Source organism: Streptomyces sp. UF-297, from assembly GCF_058245575.1.
This window is the reverse complement of the sequence record NZ_JBSIBZ010000002.1, coordinates 191,659-203,737: the sequence shown is the minus strand read 5'-3', so window position 1 is coordinate 203,737 and position 12,079 is coordinate 191,659. Positions and strand designations below refer to the sequence as shown.

Genomic DNA, 12,079 nt, shown 5'->3' with positions numbered 1-12,079 from the left:
ATCGCACCGCCGGGAATACCGAAGACCACCTCCGCCCCGACCTCCTCCAACGAACGAATAAGCGACTGCGCACCCGTGACGTGCTCGACGGTGGCGGGCTGCTGCTGCCCGCCGGTGTTACGGGCCCGCGGCTGCGGAGGGTGGGCCCCGGTGGCCTGCTCGGTCATCTTCGTCTCTTCTCGGAGCTGAGGGTGAGGGTTTTGACGGGGTTTGAGCGGTGGCTATGCAACAAAAAACCCCTCGTGCCGTGAGGCAAGCGAGGGGAGCGCGCCGGTGCGGGTCGCTGGGTATTCCTGAGGGCCCAGCTTCAGCCGACGCGCTTTCCAAGTACGAGAATTCGGGTGCGCATGGCATTGACCCTCCCCCCGGCGCGCTATGAGTGTCAAGTGGGTGGGACGGAGGTCTCACTATTTGAGCGCAACGGCGGATGGGCGATGGCGTCGGGACCCTCCCAGCCCTCGCCCGCTCCGACCCTCCTGGGCAGCGCTTCCCGCCCCTGGTCGCCGTGGCGCGTACCGGCCGGCATCGCTCCGTTGACGGGCAGGGCGGCGCTGCTGAGCATGATCGCTCGGCCCTCGCTGCCCAGTCCCGGCACCGGGTATTCGCCGGTGGCCAGCGCACGGCGCAGCCGGTGCTCGTCCAGGGGGCCCGAGAAGGCCATGCCCTGGCCGTGCGTGCAGCCCATCGCGCGCAGCGCGACCACCTGCTCGGGCAGGTCGACGCCGTCGGCGACGGACTGCATCCCCAGGTCGGAGGCGATCCGCAGCAGCCCGGAGGTGATCTTGTGCAGCCGGGCCGACTCGACGACCCCGTCGACCAGGGTGCGGTCGAGCCTGAGGACGTCGACGGGGAGTCTGCGCAGCGCGCTCATGGCGGCGTACCCGCTGCCGAAGCCGTCCAGCGCGATGCGCACCCCGAGGCGCCGCAGCGCGACCAGCCGCCGCTCCAGCTCTTCGAGCGGGACGCGGGGATCACTTTCGGACAGCTCCAGGACCAGCGCGCCCGAGGGCAGGCCGTGCCGTGCGAGCAGGGCCTCGATGCTCTTGGGCGGCAGCGAGCGGTCCAGGAGGCGGCCGGCCGAGAGGCGTACGGCCACCGGCACGGGATGGCCCGCGCGGTGCCGGGCCGCGGCCTGCTCGACGGCTTCCTCCAGCTGCCAGCGGCCCAGCTCGGCGGTGCGGTCGCCCTCCTCGGCGAGCTGGCCGCGCTCGCCCACCCGCAGGAACTCGGCGGGGGTGAACAGGATGCCCTGCGCGGAGCGCCAGCGCGCCTGCGCCGCGACGGCCGCCACCCGGCCGCTGGACAGCTCCACCACGGGCTGGTGCAGCAGCGCGAACTCGCCGTCGTGCAGGGCGGTGCGCAGTCTGGTGGCCAGCTCGGCGCGGCGCACCACATCGGCCTGCATCTGCGGGGCGTACAGCTCCACCCGGCCCTTGCCCGCCTGCTTGGCGCGGTACATCGCCAGGTCGGCGTTGCGCATCAGGGCGGCGGGGGTGACCCCGGGCTCGGCGAAGGCGACGCCGATACTGGCCGCCACCCGCACCTCCTGTCCGTCGATGCGGTAGGGCTCGGAGAGTCTGATGCGCAGCCGGTCGGCGATCTCGTGGATACGGAACTCGCGGCGGGTCTGGTCGCGGGAGCCGTCGCCGACGATCAGCGCGGCGAACTCGTCTCCTCCCAGGCGGGCCGCGGTGTCCCCGGAGCGCACGGATTCGGCCAGTCTGCGGGCCGCCTGGATCAGCAGCTCGTCGCCGGCCTGGTGCCCGATGGTGTCGTTGACCTGCTTGAAGCCGTCCAGGTCGATGTAGAGCACGGCCGTGCCCAGGTCGGACGCGCGGCGGCCGCCGCCGATCGCCTGGCTGACGCGCTCGGTGAACAGGGCGCGGTTGGGCAGGTCGGTGAGCGCGTCGTGCGAGGCGTTGTGCTGCAACTGCGCCTGCAGGCGCACTCGTTCGGTGACGTCTCTGGAGTTGAAGATCAGGCCGCCGTGGTGGCGGTTGATGGTGGACTCGACGTTGAGCCACTCCTCGCCGTCGGCGCGATTGGCGCCCGCCTTGAAACGGCATTCGATACGGGTGGTGGGCTCGCCGTCCGGCGGGGCGGCGAGGAATCTACGGACCTCGTGCACCACCCGCCCCAGGTCCTCGGGGTGGATGAGCGAGGCGAGTTCGGAGCCGACCAGCTCCTCCGCGTCCCGGCCGTAGACGCCCGCGGCGGCGGGGCTGACATAGCGCAGTATCCCGGTCGGCGCGGCGATCATGATCACGTCGCTGGAGCCCTGGACCAGGGAACGGAAGTGGTTCTCCTTCTGCGCCAGCTCCTGGGTGAGGGTGATGTTGTCCAGCAGCATGATGCCCTGGCGTACGACCAGCGCGAGCACGACCGTGCAGCCCGTGAAGAGCACCACCCGGTCGATGCGGCGCCCGTCCAGGACGTTGTAGAGGATTCCCAGCGTGCACACGGCCGCGGCCAGATACGGCGTCAGGGCGGCCAGCGACCCGGCGATGGGGCGGCTGCCCGGATGCGGCGCGCGGCGCGCGGCGCGCTTGAAGTCGTCGCCGGCGAACTCGGCGGGATGGCGCCGGGCCACCCAGGGCGCGTACGCCAGCAGCATCGAGCCGGCGAACCAGCCGGCGTCCAGAATCTGCCCCGAGCGGTAGTGCTCGCGCAGCAGCGGCGAGCTGAACAGCGCGTCGCACAGTACGGTCAACGCCAGTGCGGCGATAGCGGTGTTGATGGCGGAGCGGTTGGCGGAGGAGCGCTTGAAGTGCAGTGCGAGGACCATGCTCACCAGCACGATGTCCAGCAGCGGATACGCCAGCGCCAGCGCTCCCTGGGGCACGCTCTGGCCCTGGAAGTGCGTGGTGTGGGCCAGCGCCAGGCTCCAGGACAGGGTGAGCAGCGAGCCGCCGATCAGCCAGGCGTCCAGGGCCAGGCACACCCAACCGGCCTTGGTCACCGGCCTCTTGGCGAGTACCAGCAGACCGACGATGGCGGGTGGCGCGAACAGCAGGAAGCAGAAGTCGGCGACGGAGGGGCTGGGCACCGGCTGGCGCAGCACGACCTCGTACCAGCCCCAGACCCCGTTGCCCACCCCCGCCATCGCGGAGGAGGCCGCGAACAGCAGCCAGGCGGGTCGAAACCGGGTGTGGTGCCTGCGGGCGTACCAGTAACAGGAGCCCGCCGCGGCGAAGGCCGCCGCACTGAGCCCGAAGTCGCCCATGAACAGGGCGAGTTGGCTGGACCCCCAGCCGACGGCGGCGCCGATGGCGTAGCTGCCGCACACGATGGCGAGGATGATCTGAGGCAGCGCTCCCGCCGCACTCCCGGTGGGGGCCGGGGGCCGGGAGAGCACCGCGCCGGTGGCGCTCACCGCACTCTCCGGCTGCTCGCCGTCGGACGGCGTGGTGCTCGCGGTGGCGTCCACGGCGCCCGCCGCGGTGCCTGCCGTGGTGTGTGCGGTGGTGTCTGCGGCGCCGTCCGGCAGGCCGTGCGGCGCGCTGCCCGCTGCGTCGCCCGCCGCGCCGGCCGACACCCCGTCAGGTGTGGTGGCCGACCCACCGATCGGCGCGTCCAGGGCTCCGGAGGTGGTCCCCCGGGAGATCGCGGAATGCGCGTCTCGTGATTCGTCCATTGGCCGTACATCGCCCGTCGCCCCCCTCGAGTTCCGGTCTTTCGCATCGCGCCGCTTCGCTCCAGGCGCGGTCCCCGATCGGGACGATACACCAGTTCCGTCACTCAGGGACATAGTTCCTCTACAGAGCGTAACTACCAGCGGGATTGCGGACACACGGTGCATTCGTACGGCCCCGTAGAGCTACCTGCAACCGCGTCAGTCGGCCGTGGCGACCACATTCCGCAGGGGCTCGCCGGCCGCGAACCGCGTCAGCTGGTCCCTCAGGAGGCGCTTCGCCCGGGGCAGGAAGGCAGAGCTGGGGCCACCGACATGCGGAGTGAGGAGTACGCCGGGAGCGTGCCACAACGGATGACCGGCGGGGAGCGGTTCGGGGTCGGTGACGTCCAGGGCCGCGCGCAGCCGCCCGGACTCCAGCTCCGTCAGGAGCGCCTTGGTGTCCACGATCGCGCCGCGGGCGATGTTCACCAGCAGCGCGCCGTCCTTCATCCGCGCCAGGAAATCGCTTCCGACCAGGCCACGGGTCTCTTCGGTGAGCGGGGTCGCGATGATCACGACATCCGCCTCGGGGAGAAGGGCGGGCAGCCGGTCGAGCGGGTGCACTGGGCCGCGCACGGTCTCACGCCAGGTGCGCGCCACGCGCGCCACCCGCGCGCACTCGAACGGTTCGAGCCGGTCCTCGATGGCACTGCCGATCGAGCCGTAGCCCACGATGAGCACCGACCGGTCGGCGAGCGCCGGCCGGAACCCGGCCCTCCACTCCTCGGCGTCCTGGCCCCGTACGAAATCGGGGATGCCCCGCAGCGACGCCAGGACCAGCGTGAGCGCGAGCTCGGCGGTGCTGGCGTCGTGCAGGCCCCGGGCGTTGCACAGCCGCGTGCCAGGCGGCAGGGCGTCCATCGCGGGCAGCATGTGCTCGACGCCCGCGGTCAGGGTCTGTACGACGCTCAGCCCCGTCATCGCCGACAGCGGGCGCACGCTGACCTCGGTCCCCTTCATGTAGGGGACGACGTAGAAGGCGCAGTCGGCGGGGTCCGCCGGGTACTGCTCGGCGGCGTCCCAATGGACGTAGCGCAGCCCCTCGGGCAGGCCCTCGATCTCGGCGGGCGGGATGGGGAGCCATACGTCGTTCGCGGTGGTGCGCGGGTCTGCAGAAGCCATGGCCAGAGGCTATGCGAAGAGCGGTTCGGGTCAGACGTTAGTTTGGTCTGCGCCCTTGATCGGGGGCAAGGGGACGGAGGCACGGCCAGGTGGAGCGCAGGACAATCGGTGCGGCGGCCCTCGAAGTGGGTGCAATCGGGCTCGGCTGTATGCCGATGCACTGGGGGTACACCGCCTCGCAGCGCAGCGGGGAGGGCTCGCTGCGGGCCGTGCACGCCGCCCTCGACCTGGGCTGCAGCCTGCTGGACACCGCCGACATGTACGGGCCCTTCACCAACGAACTGCTGGTGGGGCGGGCCCTCAAAGAGCGCCGCGAGGACGCCTTCGTCTCGACCAAGTGCGGGCTGCTGGTGGGCGAGCAGCATGTGGTGGCCAACGGGCGGCCCGGCTATGTCAAGCGGGCCTGCGACGCCTCGCTGCGGCGGCTGCAGACCGACCGTATCGACCTCTACCAGCTGCACCGGCCCGACCCCGAAGTACCCATCGAGGAGACCTGGGGGGCGATGGCGGAGCTGGTGGCGGCGGGGAAGGTACGGGCGCTGGGGCTGAGCGCCGTGGGGGCGCGGGCGGGGCGGCGCCGGGGTGCGCGGCTGCACGACCAGACGCTGCGTCAGCTGGAGCGGGTGCAGCAGGTCTTCCCGGTCAGCAGCGTGCAGGCGGAGCTGTCGGTGTGGTCACCGGAGGCGCTGGAGGAGCTGCTGCCGTGGTGCGAGTCGCGGGGGGTGGGGTTCCTGGCGGCGATGCCGCTGGGGCACGGCTTCCTGACCGGGACCCTGACGCCCGGCCAGGGCTTCGAGCCCGATGACATACGGGCCCGCCACCCGCGCTTCACGGCGGAGATGATGGCCGCCAACCAGCCGGTGGTGGCCGGGCTGCGGCGGGTGGGGGCGCGGCACGGCGCCACCCCCGGGCAGGTGGCGCTGGCCTGGGTGCTGGCGCAGGGCCGGCACGTGGTGCCGGTGCCGGGCACGAAGAAGGCCCGCTGGGCCGCCGAGAACGCGGCGGCGGCCCGGATCACGCTGGACCGCCGCGACCTCACCGAACTGGCGGGCCTGCCGCGGGCGCGGGGGTCCTGGGACTGACGCCTGGGGGCAGCGCACGACGGCGCACCGACCGGTGCCCGCCGTACGGGGGATGTGGTGTGCTGGGGGCGCCGTAGTCGAGGAGAGGACACCGCCGTGCGACGTCGTTGTGTGACCGCCCTGCTGGCCGCTTCGGTGCTCACCGTGGCGGGGTGCTCCTCGGGGGGCGGCGGCCCGAAGGCCGAGCCGGCCGCCCCGACACCCAAGGGCGCCGCCACCGCCCCGCGGCCCTCCGCTCCGGCCCCGCCCGCCAAGGGGTCGGTCGAGGTGGTGGCCACCGTGGCCACGGACCTGGACACGCCCTGGGGCGTGGCGCCGCTGCCGGGCGGGGATCTGCTGGTCTCCTCGCGCGACACGGGGAAGATCATCCGAGTGGCGGCACGGGGCGGGAAGAAGACCGAGCTGGGCTCCGTACCGGGCGTGGATCCGGGGGGCGAGGGCGGTCTGCTGGGCATAGCGGTGGCGCCCGCCTTCGGCGCAGACCGTTTCGTGTACGCGTACTTCACCACCGCCTCCGACAACCGGATCGTGCGGATGGCGTACGACGAGAAGAAGCCGGCGGGCGGCCAACTGGGCGCTCCCGACACGGTGTTCAAGGGCATCCCCAAGGGCGTGGTGCACAACGGCGGCCGGATCGCGTTCGGCCCCGACCGGATGCTGTACGTGGGCACGGGCGAGACCGGGGACAAGGATCTGGCCCAGGACAAGGCGTCGCCGGCGGGGAAGATCCTGCGGATGACGCCGGAGGGGGAGCCGGCGCACGGCAATCCCGACGGCGCCTCGGTGGTGTATTCGCTGGGGCACCGCAACGTGCAGGGGCTGGCCTGGGACGCCGGAAAGCGGCTGTGGGCATCGGAGTTCGGGCAGAGCACCTGGGACGAGCTCAATGCGATCGAGGCGGGCGGGAACTACGGCTGGCCGCTGGTGGAGGGCAAGGTCGGTTCCGGCGGCGGCAGGCGGTTCGTCGATCCCGTGGAGCAGTGGAGCACGGCGGACGCCTCGCCGAGCGGCATCGCCTACGCCAAGGGCTCGGTGTGGATGGCCGGGCTGCGCGGCGAGCGGCTGTGGCGGATCCCGCTGCGCGGCAAGCAGCCGGTGGCCCGGCCGCAGGCGTTCCTGGAGGGGAAGTACGGGCGGCTGCGGACGGTCGTGGCGGCCGACGACGGCGGGCTGTGGCTGGTCACCAGCAACACGGACGGCAGGGGCAGCCCCGGCAAGGGCGACGACCGCATCCTGCGGCTGAAGGTGCGCTGACGCGGGGCCCCCGCGAAGCGTGCTGCTTACACTTGCCGTACGGGGGGGGCGACTGCCGTACGGGGGCGACGATGGGGGGCGAAGTGTTCAACGTGGCCGAGGAGTTGTTCGCGCCGGGGCGCAAGCACACCGACGAGGAGCGGCAGCGGATGTCGCTGGTGGTCGATGACGTGGGGGACGCCGACCCGGGCAAGGGGCCGATAGACCTCGCCTCGGGCAAGGTCGTCATCAGGCCGTCCGGACCGGCTCCGGCTCGCTGAACAACCGCAGCCGGTGGGCCAGCGCACCGGCCTCGCCGCGGCCCGAAACCCCCAGCTTGGCCAGGATGTTGGAGACGTGCACGCTGGCGGTCTTGGGCGAGATGAACAGCTCGTCGGCTATCTGGCGGTTGCTGCGGCCGGCCGCCACCAGGCGCAGCACGTCCCGCTCCCTCGGGGTCAGCCCGAGCGACTCGGCCACCTGCACCGCAGCGTCGTCCCGGCCGGCGGCCGGGGCGGCGTCGAGCGCGATACGGGCGCGCCGGGCGAGCTGTTGGAGCTGCTCCATGAGCGGGCGGGCGGGGAGCCGGGCCGCGATGTCGTGGGCCTGGGCCAGCAGGAGCGTGGCGGCCTCGCGGGGTGTACGGCCCTCCAGGCCCTGGGTGGCCGCCTCCCCGCACAGCAGCAGGGACTGAGCCCAGTAAAAGCAGGCCACGGCGAGTTCGTAGGGGCGCTCCGTGTGCCGGAAGGCGGCCACCGCCTCGGCCCAGCGGTCGGGGGTGTCCCGGCCCTCGGCGCGCAGCAGCTCGGCGTCGACGAGCCGCGCGAAGGCCTGCCAGACGGGCACGGAGCAGGTCAGGTGCTTGACGGCGTGCCGGATGCGGGCGAGGGCTTCGGTGCGGCCGGCCTCGGCGGCGGGCAGCCCGCGGGCGTCGGCCTCGGCCGCCGCGGCGGCCCACAGCAGCGGCCAGCAAAAGCGCTGCACACCCAGCGGGAAGCCCTCGGCGAGGACCTGCTCGAACTCGGCCCTGGCGTCCTGGATGCGGCCCTGGGCCGCGGCGATGCGCAGGGCGTAGCGGGCCATGGGGATGGTGTGCTGCGGCTGCCGGTCGTGGGTGCCGTACAGCTGGCGCATCTGGTCCAGCTCCTGCTGGGCGAGGGCCATGTCGCCGCGCAGCAGGGCGAGTTCGGTGGTACGGCCCGCGGCCAGGGCGAGCGAGCGGCCGCCCATCGCCAGGCGGCGGGCGCAGGCGGCGGCCTCGGCGGCCTCCTCCCAGCGGCCCAGCGCCGTCAGGCTCTCGGCGCGGTTGCCGTACACCCAGCTCGTGGAGTCCTTCAGGCCGTACTTCTCGGTCATGGCGACGCCCTCCTCGCCGGCCGCCACCGCTTCCCGGTAGCGGCCCACGCCGTCCAGGCACGAGGGGAAGTTGACATAGCCGCGGCAGATCACGCCGGAGATGCCGTGGGCCACGGCGCGCTCCAGGGCGGCGCGCATGTCGGCCAGCCCGCCGTCCACGTCCCCGGAGTCGACCCGCAGGCCGCTCAGGGTGAGCCGGGCGCCCAGCTCCACCTCCTCCTCGCCCACCAGCCGGGCCAGCTCCACCGCGCGCTCGGCGGTGGCGATGCTCTGCGGCCCCGGCTCGTGCAGCGCGCCCCACGCGGCGGCCTGGGCGACGACGGCGGCGTGCACGGCGGACGGCGGCAGTCCGCGCACCAACTCCTGTGCGGCGCCCAGGTCTTCCCAGCCGTCGCCGCGGCCCGTCTCCTGCAGCAGCCGGGAGCGCTGGGTGAGGAACCACGCCGTGCGCAGCGGGTCGTCGACGCGGTCCAGGCTGCGCAGGGCGCGCTTGGCGATGGCGAAGGCGCGCTCGCGGTCGCCGGAGAGCCGGGCGGCCACCACGATCTCGGCGAGCAGGTCCATGAAGCGCAGCGCGTCGTCGTCACAGCCGCAGGCCGGGTACGCCTCGGCGGTGTCGGCCGAGCGCACCGCCAGGCGGACCTCCTTGGGCGCCTCGTCCCACACCTCCAACGCCCGCTCCAGCAGCCGCAGTTGCTCGGCGTAGGCGTGGCGGCGGCGGGCCTTGAGCGAGGCGGCGAGGATGGCGGGCAGCGCCTTGGCCGCGTCGTGGGCGTGGTACCAGTAGCTGGCCAGGCGGGTGGCGCAGACCTCGGAGCGCACCAGGGCGGGGGCGTCCTCCAGGGCCTGGGCGTAGCGGCGGTTCAGGCCCGTGCGCTCGCCGGGCAGCAGGTCGTCCACGACGGCCTCGCGGACCAGGGCGTGCCGGAAGCGGTAGCCCGTGCCGTCTGGGGTGGGGATCAGCGCGTTGGCGCCGACGGCGGTGCGCAGCGCCTCGATGAGGTCGTTCTCCGGGAGCGCGCACACCGCGGCCAGCAGGTCGTGTTCGACGGTCGAGCCGCCCATGGCGGCGGTGCGCACCACCCGCTGGGTCGTCTCGGGCAGCGCCTCGACCCGCACCAGCAGCAGGTCGCGCAGGGACTCGCTCAGGCCGCGCCCGCAGCCGTCGTTGATGCTGCGGGCCAGCTCCTCGACGAAGAAGGCGTTGCCCTCCGAGCGCTGGAAGACCTTCTCCAGCAGGGTGTCCTCGGGGGCGCTGCCGTTGATGCCGGCCAGCTGGCTGCGCACCTCCTCGCGGGTGAAGCGCTCCAGCTCGATACGGCGGACCGTACGCGTGCGGTCGACCTCGGCCAGGAAGGGGCGCAGCGGGTGGCGGCGGTGGATGTCGTCGGAGCGGTAGGTGCCGACCAGCAGGATGCGGGAGTCGTGCAGGGCGTGCAGGAGGTAGCCGAACAGCTCGCGGGTGGAGCGGTCGGCCCAGTGGAGGTCCTCCACCACAACGGCGATGGTGCGCCGGTGGGCCAGGCGCTCCATGACGCGCGCGGTCAGCTCGAAGAGGCGGGCCCTGCCGTGCTCCTCGCCGCGGGCCTCGACGGCGGGCTCGCCCAGCTCCGGCAGGATGCGGGCCAGCTCGCCCTCCTGGCCCGCGGCCACGGCCGCCAGCTCGTCGGGGAAGCGCCAGTTGAGGCTGTGCAGGATGGCGGAGAAGGGGGCGTACGGCAGGCCCTCGGAGCCGATCTCGATGCAGCCGCCGAGCACGACGATCGCGTCCTGCGCGCGGGCGCACGGCACGAACTCCTCGATCAGCCGGGTCTTTCCGACCCCGGCCTCGCCCCCGATCAGCAGGGCCTGCGGCTCGCCGGTCGCCGTGACGCGGGCGAGCGCGCCCTCCAGCGAGGCGAGTTCGCTGGTGCGGCCGACGAATACCGGGCTGACGGAAGGTGTCTGCACGCCGCTGAGCATGGCACACGCGTCCGCGGGTGCGGGAGTGCGTTGTGTCCTGCGCAACGCCCTGCGGACGTCGTCGCGGGGCGCGGCGAGAGGCCGCGGGGACGTCATCGCGCGGCTCAGGCGGCCCGGCGCGCACGCACCACCCAGCCCCGTACGCCTCTCACCCGCCCCTCTGCTTCCTCGCGCGGCGCGCGGGCCGCGTGCCGGGCACGTCGGCGCCCGTCGGCGGCCTCGCGCACCAGGCGCTCGTGGTCGGCCAGGCGGCGCAGCTCCTCGTGACGGACCCGCAGCTCCAGCTCTGTGTGCAGCATGGTTGTCTCCCTTGGACCGGCCGGGACCTGCCCGGTCCGGCTTGTCGGTTCGGCTTGTCGATGTGCTCAAGCCTCGCCGCCAAGGGGGGTGCGCCGCATCGGGAGAGTTCCTGATCTACGGCCCTGCGGGGTCCTTAGGAACCGCGTACGGGGAGCTTAGGAAGGCTCGCGAACAGGTCGAAGTACATGCCGGCGGAGATAAGGACCCCCAGGACGCCGAGCGCGAGGCCGCCGATGGCGACCGCGCGGACCCAGGTGGGGCGGGGGCGGGCGAGGACGGCACCGCCGACGACCACGGCCAGCAGCGCGAAGATGCCGTTGACCAGGGCGTGGGTGTGCCAGGGGGAGCCGTAGACGGTGGCGATCTGGTCGGTGGCCTGGCCCGACTGGACCTTGATCTGGCCGATCAGCGTCTGCCGTTCGGCGAGGACGGTGCCGGCCCAGGTGCCGGTGAGGGAGGCGAGGCCGAGCGCCGCGCCGACCACGGCGGCGGCACCCGAGCCGACGCCGCTGGAGGTCCGTACGGGCGCCTCGGCGGCGAGGTCGTCGAGGTCGTCGCTCTCCTCGGCGTCCTCGGCCGTGGCCTCGGCCCGGCTCTCCTCGCCCTTGGCCCCGGCGGCCGCCTCCGTGCCCTCCGGCGCGCGCTCTTCCTTGCTGTCCTTGCTGTCCTTGCTGTCCTGCAGGCCCTCTCCCCCGGCCTCCACGGCTGTGTTCTTGGCGTTCTTGGCGTTCTTGGCGTCCTTCGCGCTCTCGTCGTCGGCGCGCTTGTCGGTCTTGGTGGTGTCCATGGCCGCGACCGTAGGTGCCGCATCTGAGAGTCCTATGAGAATGCCGCCGGGCCCGGCGCGACCTCGTTGACCGTCTTCGCTAGGGGGTGTCCGGGTGCTGCTCGCGCCAGTCGGCGACGGCCGCTTCGATGTCGAAGGGGGCCAGGTTCAGGGGCGGTCCGGACGGCGGGCGGCGCAGGGCCTCGCGGATCTTGTCGTTGATCTCGGTGAGGATGCGGCGCACCTGTGCTTCGGTCGGCGCCCGGCGGGCCGCCTCGGCGGCGTCCTCCGCCTCCTTGCGCAGGACCAGGGACGGGGGCAGGAAGGAGAGGTTCTCCCGCCGCATCTTCTCCTTGACCCACCACATGTCGTCGTACGGCCGGTCCAGGCCCTCCAGCGGTTTGCCGAAGCCGGGCAGGTCGGCGAAGTCGCCGCGCGCCTCCGCCTCGCGGATCTGCCGGTCCGCCCATGACTCGAAACTGACACCCGGTGGTTTGCGCTCGGTCATACCCCGATTCCTCCCCTTGCCGCGGTGGCGTGACTGCCGTTGTCTCCACGGTACGGGGGCCGCCTTCGCATGCGACA

At 73.1% G+C, this 12,079-nt stretch carries 9 protein-coding genes; 3 read left to right on the top strand and 6 right to left on the bottom strand.

Going from position 1 to position 12,079, the window contains the following annotated elements:
• Positions 1–382: 382 nt before the first annotated feature.
• Together AC4IJH_RS02970 and AC4IJH_RS02965 are read right to left on the bottom strand one after the other, a co-directional pair.
• Positions 383–3,373, bottom strand: coding sequence for a putative bifunctional diguanylate cyclase/phosphodiesterase (locus AC4IJH_RS02970; protein WP_490849880.1), 2,991 nt, complete (start codon positions 3,371–3,373; stop codon positions 383–385).
• Positions 3,374–3,832: 459 nt separating this feature from the next.
• Positions 3,833–4,795: a 2-hydroxyacid dehydrogenase gene (locus tag AC4IJH_RS02965; protein WP_490849872.1), complete on the bottom strand. Its 963-nt coding sequence runs from the start codon at positions 4,793–4,795 to the stop codon at positions 3,833–3,835.
• 89 nt (positions 4,796–4,884) lie between these two features.
• On the opposite strand from AC4IJH_RS02965, the gene AC4IJH_RS02960 reads away from it, so the two are divergent.
• From AC4IJH_RS02960 to AC4IJH_RS02950, 3 genes are all read left to right on the top strand, one after another.
• A complete protein-coding gene (locus AC4IJH_RS02960) occupies positions 4,885–5,877 on the top strand; it encodes an aldo/keto reductase (protein WP_490849871.1) in 993 nt (330 codons plus the stop codon).
• A gap of 96 nt (positions 5,878–5,973) precedes the next feature.
• On the top strand, positions 5,974–7,131 hold the full coding sequence (locus AC4IJH_RS02955; protein ID WP_490849870.1) for a PQQ-dependent sugar dehydrogenase: 1,158 nt from the start codon (positions 5,974–5,976) through the stop codon (positions 7,129–7,131).
• A gap of 83 nt (positions 7,132–7,214) precedes the next feature.
• Positions 7,215–7,391, top strand: coding sequence for a DUF6191 domain-containing protein (locus tag AC4IJH_RS02950; RefSeq protein ID WP_490849879.1), 177 nt, complete (start codon positions 7,215–7,217; stop codon positions 7,389–7,391).
• Here the strand turns inward: AC4IJH_RS02950 and AC4IJH_RS02945 are convergent.
• From AC4IJH_RS02945 to AC4IJH_RS02930, 4 genes are all read right to left on the bottom strand, one after another.
• Complete coding sequence (locus tag AC4IJH_RS02945) at positions 7,360–10,428, bottom strand: helix-turn-helix transcriptional regulator (protein ID WP_490849869.1); 3,069 nt, start codon at positions 10,426–10,428, stop codon at positions 7,360–7,362. The two genes, AC4IJH_RS02950 and AC4IJH_RS02945, sit on opposite strands and share 32 nt — an antisense overlap.
• Before the next feature lie 104 nt (positions 10,429–10,532).
• Entirely contained in the window at positions 10,533–10,727 is a 195-nt protein-coding gene (locus AC4IJH_RS02940) for a hypothetical protein (protein ID WP_490849868.1), read from the bottom strand.
• Between the two features lie 134 nt (positions 10,728–10,861).
• Positions 10,862–11,515: a hypothetical protein gene (locus tag AC4IJH_RS02935; RefSeq protein ID WP_490849867.1), complete on the bottom strand. Its 654-nt coding sequence runs from the start codon at positions 11,513–11,515 to the stop codon at positions 10,862–10,864.
• Between the two features lie 79 nt (positions 11,516–11,594).
• Positions 11,595–12,002 carry a DnaJ family domain-containing protein gene (locus AC4IJH_RS02930; RefSeq protein WP_490849866.1) on the bottom strand — a complete coding sequence of 136 codons (408 nt, stop codon included), beginning with the start codon at positions 12,000–12,002 and terminating at the stop codon, positions 11,595–11,597.
• Positions 12,003–12,079: the final 77 nt, after the last annotated feature.

Bases quoted from the DNA above. Each gene is read 5' to 3' on its own strand.
- AC4IJH_RS02965 (WP_490849872.1), bottom strand. From the start codon at position 4,795: ATGGCTTCTGCAGACCCGCGCACCACCGCGAACGACGTATGGCTCCCC.
- AC4IJH_RS02945 (WP_490849869.1), bottom strand. From the start codon at position 10,428: ATGCTCAGCGGCGTGCAGACACCTTCCGTCAGCCCGGTATTCGTCGGC.
- AC4IJH_RS02940 (WP_490849868.1), bottom strand. From the start codon at position 10,727: ATGCTGCACACAGAGCTGGAGCTGCGGGTCCGTCACGAGGAGCTGCGC.
- AC4IJH_RS02935 (WP_490849867.1), bottom strand. From the start codon at position 11,515: ATGGACACCACCAAGACCGACAAGCGCGCCGACGACGAGAGCGCGAAG.
- AC4IJH_RS02930 (WP_490849866.1), bottom strand. From the start codon at position 12,002: ATGACCGAGCGCAAACCACCGGGTGTCAGTTTCGAGTCATGGGCGGAC.